This window comes from Deltaproteobacteria bacterium, assembly GCA_019309045.1.
GTDB lineage: Bacteria > Desulfobacterota > Syntrophobacteria > BM002 > BM002 > JAFDGZ01.
On sequence record JAFDGZ010000065.1, the window covers coordinates 1 to 15,846 of the forward strand.

Below are 15,846 nucleotides of genomic sequence, written 5' to 3' on the forward strand. Positions count from 1 at the left end.
AATGTAGAAGAGATGTCCTTCAATGTTTGCTTGTGCCCCTTTGCCTGGGATAGCTTGAAAGTCTTCAGGCCTCGGATACTGAAGCCCTTTCCGCTCTGCTTCTTCGACAATCGCCCTGGCCAGGTGATGTTCAGAGTAGCACTCGATGGCAGCAGCCAGGCGCAAGACTTCATCCGCAGAATATTCGTTTAGAGGGATAATGTCGGTGACTGCCGGCTTGCCCCTGGTAAGAGTGCCGGTCTTGTCGAAAACGAATACCTTCAAATGTCCAGTTTCTTCCAGGCAAATACCGCCTTTGATGAGGATGCCCACGCGAGCGGCGGCAGTGAGGCCGGAAACTATTGACACTGGCGTCGAAATGACCAAGGCACAGGGACAGGCTATGACCAGAAGAACCAGCGATCGATAGAACCAGACTGTGAAAGAAAGACCTAGAACAAGAGGGGGAAGAGCTGCTATCAGGACTGCGACCCCTATGACAGCAGGAGTATAGTACCTGGCAAACTTTTCCACAAAACTCTGGGATGGTGCTTTCTGTGACTGGGCTTCCTCCACCATGTGGATGATCCTGGAGAGAGTGGTATCCTGGTAGCCGTGTGTTACTTCAACCTCGAGAGAGCCATTCTGATTGATAGTGCCAGCGAACACGCTGTCACCGACAGTCTTGGCCACCGGTAGTGATTCTCCGGTGATGGGTGCCTGATTGACACTCGATGATCCTGCCACCACCCGGCCATCCAGGCCGATCTTTTCCCCAGGCCTGACGAGTATTTTTTCCCCAATCCCCACATCCTGCACCGGGACATCTTCCTCCTTGCCATTTCTCTTGACCACCACCATGTTAGGAGACAGCTCCATCAGGGAGCGAATGGCATTTCTTGCCCGATTCATGGTGTAGTTTTGCAGAATGTTAGCCACCGAAAAGAGAAACATCACGGTGGCTCCCTCCAGCCATTGCTCTATTGCGGCAGCACCGATCACAGCCACCGTCATGAGGAAATTCATATCGAGGCTGAAAGTCCTCAAGGCCAACAGGCCCTTGCGAGCAATAAAGTAGCCTCCAGTAAGGATCGCCAGAATGTACAGGGAATCGGTTATGGTGTGAGGGTACCCGGCAAGGGAAAAGCCGAGAGCAGCCAGTATGAAAACACCGGAAACCGTTGTAAGGATAAGGTGCCTGTGGCGCATCCAGGTAGACTCAGCAGGTCTGTGGCCCCCTTTGAGCCTGGCTTGCATGCCGGTTGCATCCACCGCCTCGATAATCTGTTCTGGTTTGAGCCGCTCAGGATCATACGATACCCGGAGTTCCCGGGCCACAAGATTGAACTGGAGTTCATTTATTCCAGGGAGCCTTTTCAACTGTTTCTCGATAATGGTGGATTCGTCGGCACAATCCATTTCCTCGACAACAAGGTCCAACCGCTCGGTAGCACCAGCTTCGGCCAGGCGATAACCAGCTTTTTTCAGTTCGCGTTCGAGACGCTCTATCTCAAAGCGACGAGGGGTATACTCGATCTTCAACCTGGAAGTGGCAAAATTGATGGAACTGGCCCGCACCCCAGCCAGTTTTTCCAGCGTCTTTGCCAGAGTGGCGGCACAGTCAGCACAATCCAGACCCACAACAGTTCCCTCCCAGGTCTTTGTTTCCTGGCTCTTCTCCATGTCAGCTCTCCATGTTTCTCAACACCCTAGCGATAAGGTCCCGCTGCCTCAGCACATCGATTTTCTGTCCTTCTATAATAGGAGCTCCCCCCAGAAGATTCAAAAATGCTGCGCGGCATGAACTTCTCCCAGAGTCCCTTCTTGCCTAACCTTCTCAGTTGTCTCCGTTGAGCAAGAGGTGTACCAACATTTTATCTCTACTAAATTACAAGAAATTTACAAGTCAGCCAAGGGGAATGACTGTCAATTGCGTAATTTTTGCGCACGCCAGAGTCTTCTTCCACACGTGGTGTGCAGGCTTCAAGCAGTTCCAGTGTTGACGAACAACTTTTTTCCAGGGCCGGAGCAGCATCCCAGGTGTCCCAAAGGGGTGTGCTTTACTTTAGCTATTTGCAAATGTTGCTAGATGAGAGTGATTGGCTCCTGGGGCGCTAGAGTGAAAGAACCCAGCTCCACAGATCAGGTTGCAGTTGTCTCATGGATAAAGTATATTTAAAAAGTAGGATTAATTCGCTCAGGCGATATAGCAGAAAGCGGCATATTGCCCGGCAGGTGCTGTTGGGCATAGGCTGTAGCAGTGGAAAGAAATGGCCAATCCGAGACATTTGACCCAGCTCAAGAAAGGCGCAGCTAGCTGGAATTCCTGGAAGAAAAGAAACCCTTACACTGTACCTGACCTGCGCTTGGCAAGCCTGAACCTGGCAGACCTAAAGGGAGCTGATCTTCGCTGGGCTGATTTTCGTGCAGCTGACCTCCGCAGGGCCTCTCTAAAGAGAGCTAACCTCACTGGAGCCGACCTGCGCCGGGCGTTTCTCAGCAAGGCAAACCTTGCAGGGGCCAGTCTCGTTGCTGCCAATCTGCGCCGGGCGAACCTGGAAGGGGCAAACCTGTTTGGAGCAGATCTCAGTGGGGCTGATTTACTCGAAGCGAATTTGCGCTGGACGAATCTGCGAAGTACTAGAAACCTATCGGTGAAGCAGATTGCCAGGGCCAGGACTCTTTATCAGGCAGAACTGGACGTGGAACTCACAAGGAGATTGAGCGCCACTGAACTGGGCAGGAAAATAATTAAAGAGATCAACAAGAAAGCAGTTCACGGAAGATGTTCTCATTGTCACAATGGCAGTACCGCGGTTTAACCTTATGTTTTCGGGGCGTTTTTTCTGCTTGACCCTTACAGCTCATTCAGCTTCTTGGCTGTGCTCTTTGCTCTGCGATGCTTTACCACGTGGCAGTGGTTCTTGATGTTGCCACTGCCAGGCTTCGAACAATATATTGGCGACAGAGTCGTGGATGACTTTGTCTACCAAATTCTTGGAAGCTCATGAAAGAGGCAGATAAATCGAGAGAGCAACTCCTGGAGGAATTGCAGATATTGCGGGGACGACTCGCCGAACTGGAAGCGTCAGCAGCTGAACACAGGAGGGTGGAGGAGAAACTGCAGGAAGCTAAAGACTACTATCAATCAGTCCTGTTCAACATGCACGAAGACATCATCATTATCGACCGGGACTACCGGATTACTGACGCCAACAAGGCCTTTCTGCACACTACTGGCCGCAAGCGCCAGGAGGTTGTAGGAGAGCCCTGCTATAAGATCTCTCATGGCTACAATCAGCCGTGTGATAAACACGGTGAGGAGTGCGTGCTGCCCAGGGTGTTTGCCACTGGCCAGCCGCAGAGCTGCCGGCATCAGCACCTGCGCCCGGATGGTTCCAAGATCTGGGTGGACCTCTTGCTGTCGCCCATGCGATATCAGATGGGGGCAGTTACCCATATCATTGAAACCATGCGTGACATTACTGATCTCGTCAAGGCGGAAGAAGCACTGCGGGCGAGTGAACAAAAATTCAGGGCTCTTTTCGATTTTATGCCCACCATGGCCTTTGTCATCGACAAAGAGCATCGCCTCATTGCCTGCAACAGGACATTCGTGAGGGTCCTGGGAAACCAGATTGGCAAAAAAACCTTGGAACTTGGTGGAGTTTCTCAGTCTTTGAAGCAGTTCTGGTATGGTGTAGAGAAGCAGGTAATGGAGTCCAAAAACCCTACCTGGTATGTCCAGTTGATTGATACTGCCAGACGGGGCCGCCTCTATCTTGACAAAAGAATGGAGCCTATCAGAGATCAGGATGGCAACGTCTGTATGGTAATAGGCATAGCAAGTGATATTACCAATGACGTCAAGAGACAGATTGCCCTGGCCGAGGAAGTAGAAGAGCTTCGAGTTCGGCTGTGGCAAAAGGGCGGTCCCACAATTATAGGCAAGAGCAGGGTCATCACTGAAGTTCTAAATCGTATCAAAGCCATATCTGCTACCGACACTACCGTTCTCATAACGGGAGATTCGGGGACTGGCAAAGAGCCGGTTGCCGAGGCCATCCATAATTTGAGCAAGAGGGCAAAGGGTCCTCTGATCAAGGTCAATTGTGCTGCCCTGCCCGAATCGATAATTGAAAGCGAGTTGTTCGGTCACGTGAAAGGGGCTTTCAGCGGTGCAGTCAGCACCAAGATTGGCCGCTTCGAAGCAGCCAATGGCGGCACCATCTTCCTGGACGAGATTGCCGATGTTTCGCCGGCTGTTCAACTGAGACTGTTGCGGGTTCTGGAGGAGAAAAAGATCGCAAAAGTAGGAGATTATAAACCAATTAGGGTGGATGTCAGGATAATTGCCGCCACCAATCAGAACCTCGAGAGTCTTGTCCACAAAGGGCGCTTCCGCAAAGACCTCTATTATCGACTGAATGTGTTCAAGATCCATGTGCCGCTGCTCCGCGGACGTCTAGACGACATCCCCCTGCTGGTGATTCATTTTCTCAAGCAGTACTCGAGAACAATGGGCAAGGAGATAACCTCGGTAAGCAATGAGGTTATGACTCTATTGCGCCGCCACAGCTGGCCAGGCAATGTTCGAGAACTCATGAATGTAATAGAGAGCGCCTGCGTGCTGTGTGAAGGAAAGACCATAGAATTAGAACATCTGCCGCCTCTGTTCGAACGCTGGATTCCTCACGCAGCAATAAATAAGGAGATGGAGATTCGCGAGGCTCTTCGTCGTACACGAGGCAACAAGACCGAGGCAGCCAGGATTCTCGGCATTGCCCGCCGGACGCTCTACCGCCGAATGGAGCGCTACGGCATTGTGACGGATGTGTCGGAGTGAGGCGACACATCTGACACAGCATGGCACACCTTTGTTCCAACCTCCCAGCTATATCTGCAGGAAATACCACGAAAAATTATATTTCAGATCCCTGGTACATGCCTTGCTGCACCATCTACTGAAGAAGTGCAGCCACAACCACTTACAGAGAAAACCACTGAGGTTGCCAGAGTGAGCAGCAGACACCACATGTCACTCTCATGAGCGAGCAAGAGCAATTTCAGTGGACAGATTATCAGGTTGAAAGGGGGATAGATGAAAAAGACAGCGATAATATCCATATTGATCCTCGGCACCTTTGCAATGGCGATGTTTGCCTATGCAAACGATGTAGCCCTGAAGTCATACTACAACGACTGCATAGAGAAAAGAATAGCCAGATGCGAACGTATGGTTGCCATGCTCGGCTCCAGGTGCGACAGCATCAGCCGTTGTGCCAGAATCAATACATTACAGCTGAAGTTTTTGAGAGAGAATAAAGACAAACTGGTTCAGGATATGTTCGTCCGCGACATAGGCATGAAATCCTACAGGGTTGAGTACTTCTTGAGCAAAAAATTTTTTGAGGTAAACCCTGAATTTGCTATGTGTACAGCTTCATTACCGCAGTCTCTTTCTCAAAGATCTTTGCCAGAGTAGCAGTGCAGCCCACACAATATACTCTGGCGTCTGTTTCCTGGGGGATTCTTGCGCCGAGGCCCCTTGCCACGTAGCTACACCATATGGTGTTCGTGGCGGTTGCTCATCCTGAAGCGCAGACTTACCAGTCGGCATAACCCTCCCACTGTTGCCACTGATTGGGCTGACGGGAAACGAGGGGGGGTTTAAAGTGTCTTGGGGTCCGGAAGGATTCGCAGGGAGTAACCCGGAGCCTGCCACCTGCCTGGAGCTATCTCTCTTTGCCTTTTCGTATCTCTTGCCTGTTCATTACCTGGATGTTGCCTGTCTGTTTGTCAATCAACAGTTCGTTGAACCAGCGGCCGTCTTTGCTGTAGGCCTTGGCGGCATAGTAGCGTCCCTTGTTCTCCAGGTCTACCAGGTCGTATTCTTGCAAAATTTTCTTGCGCAGACTTCGACTGATTTCGATCCGAGCTGTAGCCGTACCCATGCCGTCCAGGCCAGCCCTTGTCGCTCTTTCCTCGTCTGTGGTGGAATTGTACTCGGTAGTTGGTTTTTTTTCTTCTGTCATAGTGTTCCTCCTATGTTCATTTTGCTTTCGTTGGCTGAAGGACTCTGTTTGCCTACATCGCTGTTCATCCGCAATTGCTGTGCCAGAATATTTCTTCTACGGAATAAACGGTGAATATATAAGCACAAAATAATAGTAACTTGAGGCATTTTATGAATTTGCTTCACTAGATCCTTATGAGGGAACGGGTAATTTTTTCGCACCTGGATGGCTCTTTATCATGATACTGTCCAGAAAGTATCCAGTTTGAAGAGGGCGCGGAAATAGAAGGCAGCGACATGTCCGCGCGATCCAGATTTACGGTGCTGACAGTAATCGTCGACAGGGCCGCCCCCGCCCTTGCTTGCAACTACTTCCTGAACAACTATAGATGTCATCAGCAGTGCTAGGAAAGAAGATCCTGCTTCATTCTGTCGAATTCTTCCTTGCTCAGTTCTCCCCGGGCGTAGCGTTCTTTGAGAATTTCCAGGGGCCGCGAGCTGCCAATCACACCATCTTTGCTGCTTCGAGTAGAGTGGATCAACCATTTTATGAGAAAGACCAGCCCGACAATCAACAGAATCCAGAAAACGAACATAAAAATCATACCAAACCACCCCATTCCCCAACCCATCATCCCGGGACCCATCTGCCAGCCTCCGTAACCAGGCCCTTGAGCGAGAGCTTTTTCTGCAAGTGTAAATGATAAGAACCAGATGAAAACTGGTATCAGGCATCTCCTTATCTTCACTACACACCTCCCCTTGAATCTAAATTTGCCCTCCACGTAGCCGGAGTGCTCGAAGCCTTCAACGTTACTCAGGGACTGACGAATCATGGTCGGTCCCGTAGGTGTCCTTCTCCAGCCGTCAGCCGCTGACAGCTGGCTATCCTTGCTGTGCTAGCTCCGGTATACGAGCACATTGGCCATGCCGCCTTCCATGTGATAGAGATTGTGGCAGTGATGGAACCAGCTTCCTGGATTGTCGGCCACGAATTGAACCTCCAGGCGCTCCATGGGATTGACAATAATAGTGTCTTTCTGAATCCACAAATAAGGCGGCAAAGCTGGGTTCACCACTTTAAAAAAGTGGCCATGCAAATGCATGGGATGGGGCATCATGCTGTGGTTCCAGTAGCTCAGGCGCACCAGATCTCCCTGGCGGACACCCAGGCGCTCTGCATTGGGGTAAACAAAACCATTGATAGTCCAGTAGGGCGAGCCCATCATGCCGCCACTCAATGTCTGCGAGTAGAAGCGAGCAGGAGATTTGGAAAGCATTTTCCCCGAGGGTTGAAGCGCCTGAAAATCCCAGTAGCTTGCGAAACGCAAGCCCCTGTGGAACACTGGAGGGACGGGCTCCCTCTGCCCTATACCCTTGTATTGCAGCGGCACACGAAGCATCCCTTCACCGAAGCCAGTTTCCTGAGCCGCCAGCAGCCAATTGCCAGGGTTGTTGGCTATAAATTCTACATCGTAGCGCTCGCCCATACCTATACGGAGCACATCCGTTTCCAGTGGTTTGACTGGGTTGGCGTCCAGGTGGGTCACGGTGAGGCTGTGTCCTGCCAGGCGCAGATTATAGATGGTAGATGAAGAAGGGTTGAGTAGTCGCAATTTTACCCTGTCTCCCTGGCGGACTATCAGTGGCTTTGCCTGGGGATAGCTCTTGCCATTGACGGCGTAGGCGTCGTAATAAGGTTCCAGCAAAGGAGTCTGGCCCCCACGAGCTATGCGATTCATGCCCATCATACCCCCCATCATCATACCCATGGGGGGGCGCCGGCGCGTTTCAGCAACGCCGCCGCCGTCTCTGCTAACCCAGTCTTCCAACAACAGCGCATAATCACGGTCGTATGTGGAAGAGTCGTTGTCTTCAATAATCAGGGCACCGTAGAGACCCTGGTCCAGCTGGTAGTTGGCATGAGAATGGTAGATGTAGCTGCCTGCGGGCTCAGCCACAAATTCATAGATAAACGTCTGTCCAGGAGCAACCCCTTTCTGGGTTACGCCCGGTACGCCGTCCATTGCGTTGGGTACCGGTACTCCGTGCCAGTGAATAGTTGTCTCTTCAGGTAGATAATTCTTGAGCACTACCCTGATTATCTCTCCCTGCTTGACCCGCACTTCGGGGCCGGGGATCTGACCGTTATAGGTCCATGCCTGAAAATCGGGACCAACTCCGAGATTTACCCTGGCCTGGGAGGCGGAGAAATGAAATTCTCTTATGGCATTGTTGGCTGCGCCCAACGCTCGAGTGATAGAAAACCCGGGGAGTCCCACGGCCAGAGCTGTGCCGAGAGCAGTCTTGAGAAAGGACCTTCTGCTCAACAGATCGTTGCCAGAATTCGTCTTTGCAGGAGTATGTACCTTCGTCGGTTTCAAATTCACAATTTTGTCCTTGGGCTCGCTGGCAGCTAACCTGGATGGACCAGGGTCATCAAAGGATCAATCTCCTTTTCCATTTGCTGCAGCTGTTTGTGATGCTTCTCTTGGACCTGTTGGTCATGACGGACGGACATTTCTCTCATCATCTGACTCATTTTCTTCATAATACCCATACACTGTTTCATCTGCTGGGGGTTCATCTTGCCCTGGCTCATCAGCAGCTGCATCTTGTCCATCAAGTCAGCCATCTTTGCCATATTGGCTTGCATCATAGAGCCCATGTTCATCATTTTCATATGCTGGCCTTTTCCGCCCCTGTGGCTCTGACCCTGCGCTGCTGAAATGCCGGGGACAAAGAGCAACACTGCTGCCACGATCATGATCGCCTTTCTTGTCATCACGTCCTCCTTTTCGAAATCGTTCAGGTTAACTGGGTCCAGGTTGGCTTGCCTCACCGATTCCCGGAGTGCAAGAGAACCTGGCGTCTCATGCTAGCCAGTAACCATTTGTTCCTCTCCGCCTCTTCATTATGTGCTCTTGTAGAGCAATGTTAGTGCCAGCAAAATAGTGATAGCTTAACTGGTTAATATAAGGGTAATTTAGCATCTAGCCGCTTTGACTGCTATCTTGCCTGCTGAAAAAACTTCGCATGAGGTGGATACTTTTTATCCAGTTTAGCAGATTATCAGTTTGCAGGTGGATAAAAATGATGCAGTGTGACAGAGGAAGATCGCTGATTTTCCAGTGTAGCCCTTGACTCTATACCTGGGTACAATGTGTAAAATAAATCTGGAGGTTAAGAGATGAAACAATTCACCATCGGTCAGCTGGCCAGAAAGGCAAAGGTGAATATTCAGACTATCCGTTACTACGAAAGGCGGGGCCTGATGCCCGAGCCTGTCCGGCGTGAGAGTGGCTACCGGCAATATTCACAGAAAGACCTGGAACGCCTCAACTTTATCAGGCATGCCAAGGAGCTCGGCTTTTCCCTTAAAGAAATCTCAGAGCTTTTCTCATTGCGGATGGATCCGCGTTCTACCTGTGCGGATGTCAAGAAGCGGACCCAGGCCAAAATTGTCGAAGTGGAGACGAAAATCCGGGCTCTCCAGGAGATCAAGAGGGCCCTTACTCAGCTTGCTAATCAGTGTTGGGGCAGTGGGCCCACCTCTGAATGCCCCATCCTGGAGGCGCTCAACTCCAAAGATCTATGAAGCGGCCAACCGCCGCTTGCATGGCTGGAATCTTTTTGACTTATCTTCTCGTCAGCTTTCGTCCGGGAATGGCCCGCTAGAATTAAAGGAAAGGTTAAATAATAATACTATCATTATCGAAATTTCAAAAGCTTGCGAGTACGACCAGGAGGCAACTTCTGAGATACCTCTCTGGAAACCCATCATTTTTGCTGACCCTTCAAGATTAGTGCTTGACCTTCTACCATACTATAGGGATTACAGTTTTACTGGAGTATCGGAAAGAAGGATCTCTCGCCTGCAGTTCGAGATGCCAGCGAGGGAAGAAGTCGAGGAGATGCCCCAATAAATAATAAAAGTGGTTAAACCGCAAAGGGTTGAGGGCATTCGCCTTGTAAGCAGTTAACAGCATTGATGATGGAGGTTATTACCATGACAGAGAAAAGAAAAGTGGAGATTTTCACTGCTGGTTGTCCAGTTTGTCAGGATGTTGTGGACACAGCCAGGGAGCTGGCCTGTCCGGACTGTGAACTCACTATTTACGATCTGAGCAAGAAAGAGGGAGTTAAGGAGGCCCAAGCCTATAAAATTACAGCCCTGCCTGCAGTAGCAGTCAACGGGCGTCTCCTCGAGTGCTGTCAGCGTGCTCCCATTACCAGAGAAGCCCTGACAGCAGCAGGTGTAGGAAAGCCCCTGTAGGAAGGTCTGTCCAAAGATCTGCGGCCGGGGAGGGAGGCCCCGCCCGCAGGTCCACCTGTTTATCCTTGGCTGGCCTGTTTCCTGAGAGCCCCATTTAGGCCATAATAGGACAAACTTGACATCATGACATCAAATAAGTTATGTTTTGATGCACCATGAGAACTACCCTTACTATAGATGACGATGTGGCCGCACTGCTGAAAAGACTGCGGAAAACCCGGGACATGAGTTTCAAGGTTCTGATCAACGAGGCTTTGCGCCGAGGCTTACAGCAGATGACAGCTCCGCCTCGCCAAGGTAAGGTTTACAACACCAGATCTGTATCCTTAGGTCGCTGTCTTGTTGGTACTGTTGATGACATATCTGAAGCTTTAGCTGTAGCAGAAGGTGACGATTACAAGTGATTCTGGTGGATGCCAACTTGCTTGTCTATGCACATGTGGCGAGTTTTCCTCAACACGATAGAGTGCGAACCTGGCTGGATGAACGACTGAACGGCGTCACTGCCGTGGGAATGCCCTGGCCTAGTTTGCTTTCCTTCCTTCGCCTGGTTACCAATCCGCGAATCTTCGAGCGACCTGAATCCATTATGGAAGCTTGGAAACAAGTGGAAGAATGGCTCAATTGCTCGCCGGTTTGGATTCCTCAACCCACAGAACGGCATGACGAAATCTTGGGATCTTTGCTCACTGGGCTGAGAATAAGCGCAAATCTGATTCCTGATGCTCACCTGGCGGCGCTTGCTATCGAGCATGGACTCCTACTGTGTTCTACGGATGGAGATTTCGGCCGTTTCCCCGGTTTGAAATGGGAAAATCCCATAGGAAGTTTTTGATCTCGCTAGCTGGTGCCATTTTCAGAATTCAGAAGGCCCGGTCCTGCAAGAATCATTACGGGAAAAGTTCTCCGATCCTCTCCACAGAGGGTTAGCTGCTGATGGAAGTTCTTACAGGCTTTCTGTATTTCTTGATCCTTTGAGTTTGTTCTGGGCGGCAATAAACTGAAAAACTTTGTACTGAGGAGGTGTGCATATGACTCAGGGTCTGTCTAGTTATGTTCTGGCTACCGGAGCGTTTGCACTTTTCATAGTTTGCCCCCGCATGGCAGCTATGACCAACATAGTCCACAAGCAGCTTGGCTTGAATTTGCTTGTTTTGGTCCTGTTGGGTACACTTGCCAGTATTCCTTTGCTGCTGGTGATGGTTTTGATCATCCAGCGGTGGGGTCTCATGGCAGGATTGGCATTTTGTGTAATCACGGACCTGCTGGCCGCGCTCGTCATGCAGCCTGTGAGCACGAAGGCCGCAATCGAGACATTTATCATTGCCATTTTTGTTGTTGTGGGAAACCGTCTGGCCGCCTGGCTGACAGCACATTTTTAATGTCCGTCCAGGGTTTTGTACCTACTCCAGGAGAATATTTTACATGGCAAAAGCAGAGATCACGGTGTACGGCGCCTACTGGTGCCCCGACTGCAGAACAAGCAAACAATTCCTCGGCGAACATCAGATCCCGTACAACTGGGTGAATATTGAAGAAGACAGGGAAGGCGAGGAATTTGTCATAAGAACGAACAGGGGCAAGCGTATTATTCCTACTATTGTTTTTCCTGACGGCTCTTTTCTGGTTGAGCCGACAAACGCTGAACTGGCAGCCAAGCTGGGATTGAAGACCACGGCCAGCAGAAGCCACTACGACCTCATTGTCCTTGGCGGCGGGCCTGCCGGTCTCACTGCTGCCCTTTATGCAGCGCGCGAATTCATTGATACCCTGGTAATAGAACGCGCTGCTTTCGGCGGTCAGGCGGCTGGCACAGAAAAACTGGACAACATGCCAGGATTCCCTGATGGTATTACCGGCATCGAATTTTCCCGAAGGCTGCGTCGCCAGGCGGAGCGCTTTGGAGTGGAGCTCCTCCAGGCTCAGGAAGTTATAGAGGTGAAGCAGCAGCAGAACTATCACTGCGTGGTGACTGGGGACGGCATGGAGTACAGTGCGCGGGCCCTGCTTATTGCCACGGGTGGTCGCTACAAGAGACTTCACGTTCCAGGAGAGGAGGAGTACCTGGGAGCGGGAATTCACTTCTGTGCCACCTGCGACGGTCCATTTTACCATGACAAGCGTGTTGCTGTGGTGGGCGGGGGCAACAGTGCCACGGAGGAAAGTTTGCTCCTGACAAAGTTTGCCGACAGGGTAGTTATCCTGGTAAGAAGAGGTTATTTCAAAGCAAGCCCGATAATTCAAGAAAGCGTGCTCAGCCATCCAAAGATCGAGGTGCGCTACCACACAGAAGTGCGGGAGTTTTTGGGAGAACAATCCAGGCTGACTGGCGTAAGACTGAGAAACAATCAAACCGGTCATGAGGAAAACCTTCCTGTGGACGGCGCCTTCATTTTTATTGGTTTGACACCGAATACAGGATTCCTCGCCAACAGTGACCTGGTGCTGGACAGGTGGGGTTTCCTTGTTACCGGCCATGATCTGGTTCATGGGAGACAACGACCGGCAAGTTTTGAAAACCGCGATCCATACCTGCTGGAGACCAGCGTACCGGGAATCTTTGCCGCAGGTGATGTGCGGGACAAGAGCACCAAACAGGTGGCCAGTGCTGCAGGTGAAGGCGCCAGTGCCGCCTTGATGATTCGAGAGTATCTGCAGCAGATCTAGCCCAGGCATCAGTGTGCTCTCCATTTCTTTTCTCAAACTTTTTACCTTTCACTTTTCACTGCAACCCCTGGCTCCTGTCCACTTGACGAACCACAAAACTCTTCTTAATTTTGGGCAGAGCAAACTTTTTTAAGTAAAGATCTGCTTGTGTATCAAGGAGTAGCTGGAGAGGCATTCATGACTTAGCTATGTTTCCAGCAAATTCAGAGCGGCAGCAGAGGAGATGGCGGCAGCAGGCGGAAACAATCAGGTTGGACTGGCCCTTGGCAGTGGTTCTGCTCGAGGCTGGGCTCATATTGGGGTAATCCGCGCTTTGATGGAACTGGGCATCGAGCCTGACATTGTTTGCGGCACCTCCATTGGTGCTCTGGTCGGGGCCTTCTATGTGACCGGAAATCTCGACTCCCTGGAAGAATGGACTAGAGGGCTCCACAAACACGACGTCCTGCAATTCATCGACATCAAGCTCTTGCCGCGGGGGGGACTGCTGGAAGGAGATCGCATCGTCCAATTTCTCCAGGATTCAATAGGAGACAGAGAAATAGCCGATCTTCCCAAGCCATTTGCAGCAGTGGCGACTGATCTGCTCACAGGTCAAGAAATCTGGCTGACAACTGGATCCCTGGTGGAGGCCGTGCGGGCCTCGGTTTCAGTACCTTGTATTTTTACCCCTGTAACATATGGTGAGCATCTGCTAGTGGACGGCGGTCTGGTTGATCCTGTGCCGGTGTCAGCCTGCAAGGCCCTCGGTGCGGATGTCATTCTCGCAGTTAACTTGAACAGTGAAGTGCTGGGCAAACATATTTGCCAGGCGAAGCGGAGCAAAACCAGAGCCAAAGCCTCCAATTCGGAGCCTAAGTTTCTCCATGCCTTGAGTGCAGGTTTGAAAAAATGGACCAGTTCTCTGGGTGCGTCCATTTCCGATTCTCTCGTGGATACCCTGAGTTTTTTCGATGTGATGAACGGCTCGCTCAGCATCATGCAAAACTATATTGTCCGCAGCCGCCTGGCAGACGATCAACCGGACGTTACCATAAACCCCAGGGTTGTTGACATTGGTTTTCTTGATTTTGACAAGGCGGCAGAAGCTATTGCCGAGGGGAAACGCGCTGTAGAGCGAATTGGCTCAGAATTGCACGATTTGATAAGAACACGGTGAAAGGAGGTCCAGTTTATGGGTTGGCCTTTCTTGCTCACGATGATTTTCGTGCTGGTCGCAGGAGTCAGCATGTTGAACATGCGCTCCGGCCCTCCACACCCTGGAGATTTGTGAAGACTAGTTGCGGGTCAAAATATGGATGCAGGGCGCAAGGGGGCGCGAAAAGGAGCCAGTGGGCAATTACTTTGTCAGCTGGGTACGGGAAGTGAAACTATCTTCATAGACCCGGATCCTTCATGAAATATCCTGACCAGGACCGACTATCTTGCTGCCATCCAGAAATCCCTCACGGTGTAGATTTCCCGGACGTTATTGCCAACCAAGTTCTTGTTGTATATTATGAACCCTTTATTGGCTGCTTCCAGCCAAAGATTTGCCTATTCCACCTAATTCTTATAGATGCCTTTCCCGTCGAGCAATTGAGCCGCAAGAGAGTGCAAAGGTTTGCCGGAAAGGAACCACCCCTGGGGTCGATCAAACTCCGCAAAGATATTTTTCTGTGTAAGGCACTTGTTGTGCCGTTAGCATTGACATTGTTCTTGTTGTGGCCGGCTCGCGGGTTGAAGGCGAAAGAGGAGCGGGCGAATGAAGCCGACCATGAAGTGAAACAACGTCTGGAAGAGGTGGAGAAAGAAGAGGAAGAAGAGGGCGAAGAAAGGGCGGCATGGTTCAAACCATTTGCTGACGAGGTCTCCCTGGGAGGTTTCATCGACCTCAACTACGACTACACAGACGTGCTGGATACAGGGGACGCCAACAGCGGCAGCTCTTCAGATTTCTACATAGGTTCGATAGAAGGTGCTCTCAGGATTATTTTCAACGACTGGGTTAAAACCAAGATCGTGCTGAATGTCGAAGATATTGGCAAGGAGGGGGAAGACGGCAAATTCAACCTGGATGAGGCCTTTGTGACGCTGGAATCTCCCTGGGCTCCCCTGTATCTGGTGGCTGGCAAGACCGTGCTTCCCTTTGGCGTTTTCGAAGACCACCTGATCAGCGGTACGCTCACGGAGGAGCTCTACGAGATACAGAGGATAGGTGCTACCCTGGGATACACCCCCGACTTCCACGGTCTGGATCTCTCTTTTACCATCTATGAAGGTCATGATATCATCAATAATCTGCAGGATTTCCATACCCACAAGTATCGCTCCAGGCGGAAGCCCGAAAGACGTCTGAAATCTTTCATTGTGAACGCTTCGTTCGAACCTGTGCCAGAAACACTTTTGCTGAGTCTTTATTATGACAATGAACCCGGCGACGGCAGACGCAACCAGACTATCGGCGCTTCAGTGACTTACAACATCTGGAAGTTCAGCCTGGACGGTGAGTACATCACCGCTCTGAGCCGAGAAAAGGGAGAAGACGGGGAGGAGAACAAGGAATCGGCCTGGTTTGCTGCACTCGCGTTCCAACTGCTGGAACCCTTGGAACTGGCCGTGCGTTATGAAGATTTCGACGACGACCGGGGCGGCGACCAGAATGAGGTCCTGGACTATAGCTGTCTGGCCGGCTTCAATTACCAAATATTCTCCTTCGCCACCTTCTCTTTTGAGTATCGCTACCATAACTTCGAAAAGGAAAAAGGAAGCGAGGCGGTTGGTGATGCCAACGAGTTTCATTTCCGCTTGAGCCTCGAGTTTTGAGACTGTCCCAGGCTGGCCCGAGAGTCAACCCACCCATCCCCGAAATCCTTACCTTTTGGTAATCCTCCAGTAAAGTTTTGGCCATCTTCCTGGTGATAGTATC

16 protein-coding genes are annotated in these 15,846 nt (G+C 51.0%); 11 read left to right on the forward strand and 5 right to left on the reverse strand.

Going from position 1 to position 15,846, the window contains the following annotated elements; genetic code table 11:
• A partial coding sequence (gene cadA, locus JRI89_12975) for a cadmium-translocating P-type ATPase (protein MBW2072149.1) occupies nt 1–1,662 on the reverse strand: 1,662 nt, incomplete at its 3' end.
• Nucleotides 1,663–2,249: 587 nt separating this feature from the next.
• Here cadA and JRI89_12980 point away from each other — a divergent pair.
• From JRI89_12980 to JRI89_12990, 3 genes are all read left to right on the forward strand, one after another.
• Nucleotides 2,250–2,801 (forward strand): pentapeptide repeat-containing protein, encoded by a 552-nt coding sequence (locus JRI89_12980; protein MBW2072150.1) that lies wholly within the window; start codon nt 2,250–2,252, stop codon nt 2,799–2,801.
• A 185-nt stretch (nt 2,802–2,986) separates the two neighbouring features.
• Nucleotides 2,987–4,825, forward strand: a complete 1,839-nt coding sequence (locus JRI89_12985) for a sigma 54-interacting transcriptional regulator (GenBank protein ID MBW2072151.1) — start codon at nt 2,987–2,989, stop codon at nt 4,823–4,825.
• Nucleotides 4,826–5,080: 255 nt separating this feature from the next.
• Nucleotides 5,081–5,464, forward strand: coding sequence for a hypothetical protein (locus JRI89_12990; protein ID MBW2072152.1), 384 nt, complete (start codon nt 5,081–5,083; stop codon nt 5,462–5,464).
• A 250-nt stretch (nt 5,465–5,714) separates the two neighbouring features.
• On the opposite strand, the gene JRI89_12995 is transcribed toward JRI89_12990, so the two are convergent.
• From JRI89_12995 to JRI89_13010, 4 genes are all read right to left on the reverse strand, one after another.
• Nucleotides 5,715–6,014 (reverse strand): hypothetical protein, encoded by a 300-nt coding sequence (locus JRI89_12995; GenBank protein ID MBW2072153.1) that lies wholly within the window; start codon nt 6,012–6,014, stop codon nt 5,715–5,717.
• Nucleotides 6,015–6,399: 385 nt separating this feature from the next.
• The gene (locus JRI89_13000; GenBank protein MBW2072154.1) at nt 6,400–6,630 is read right to left on the reverse strand and encodes an SHOCT domain-containing protein; all 231 of its coding nucleotides are present in this window, start codon (nt 6,628–6,630) and stop codon (nt 6,400–6,402) included.
• Nucleotides 6,631–6,894: 264 nt separating this feature from the next.
• On the reverse strand, nt 6,895–8,385 hold the full coding sequence (locus JRI89_13005; protein ID MBW2072155.1) for a multicopper oxidase family protein: 1,491 nt from the start codon (nt 8,383–8,385) through the stop codon (nt 6,895–6,897).
• Between the two features lie 26 nt (nt 8,386–8,411).
• Nucleotides 8,412–8,780, reverse strand: coding sequence for a hypothetical protein (locus JRI89_13010; protein MBW2072156.1), 369 nt, complete (start codon nt 8,778–8,780; stop codon nt 8,412–8,414).
• 405 nt (nt 8,781–9,185) lie between these two features.
• Here JRI89_13010 and zntR point away from each other — a divergent pair, with 405 nt between their 5' ends.
• The 8 genes from zntR to JRI89_13050 all read left to right on the forward strand — a co-directional run bounded on the left by zntR (nt 9,186) and on the right by JRI89_13050 (nt 15,743).
• Nucleotides 9,186–9,593 (forward strand): Zn(2+)-responsive transcriptional regulator, encoded by a 408-nt coding sequence (gene zntR / locus JRI89_13015; protein ID MBW2072157.1) that lies wholly within the window; start codon nt 9,186–9,188, stop codon nt 9,591–9,593.
• Nucleotides 9,594–10,004: 411 nt separating this feature from the next.
• Nucleotides 10,005–10,271: a thioredoxin family protein gene (locus JRI89_13020; protein ID MBW2072158.1), complete on the forward strand. Its 267-nt coding sequence runs from the start codon at nt 10,005–10,007 to the stop codon at nt 10,269–10,271.
• A gap of 155 nt (nt 10,272–10,426) precedes the next feature.
• Nucleotides 10,427–10,675 carry a ribbon-helix-helix protein, CopG family gene (locus JRI89_13025; GenBank protein ID MBW2072159.1) on the forward strand — a complete coding sequence of 83 codons (249 nt, stop codon included), beginning with the start codon at nt 10,427–10,429 and terminating at the stop codon, nt 10,673–10,675.
• Complete coding sequence (locus JRI89_13030; protein MBW2072160.1) at nt 10,672–11,106, forward strand: type II toxin-antitoxin system VapC family toxin; 435 nt, start codon at nt 10,672–10,674, stop codon at nt 11,104–11,106. The genes JRI89_13025 and JRI89_13030 overlap by 4 nt, the downstream gene beginning before the upstream one ends.
• A gap of 196 nt (nt 11,107–11,302) precedes the next feature.
• A complete protein-coding gene (locus tag JRI89_13035) occupies nt 11,303–11,653 on the forward strand; it encodes a hypothetical protein (GenBank protein MBW2072161.1) in 351 nt (116 codons plus the stop codon).
• A 43-nt stretch (nt 11,654–11,696) separates the two neighbouring features.
• Nucleotides 11,697–12,938, forward strand: a complete 1,242-nt coding sequence (locus JRI89_13040) for an FAD-dependent oxidoreductase (protein MBW2072162.1) — start codon at nt 11,697–11,699, stop codon at nt 12,936–12,938.
• Nucleotides 12,939–13,161: 223 nt separating this feature from the next.
• Complete coding sequence (locus JRI89_13045; protein ID MBW2072163.1) at nt 13,162–14,097, forward strand: patatin-like phospholipase family protein; 936 nt, start codon at nt 13,162–13,164, stop codon at nt 14,095–14,097.
• Between the two features lie 560 nt (nt 14,098–14,657).
• Complete coding sequence (locus JRI89_13050; GenBank protein ID MBW2072164.1) at nt 14,658–15,743, forward strand: LbtU family siderophore porin; 1,086 nt, start codon at nt 14,658–14,660, stop codon at nt 15,741–15,743.
• The last annotated feature ends 103 nt before the right edge of the window (nt 15,744–15,846 follow it).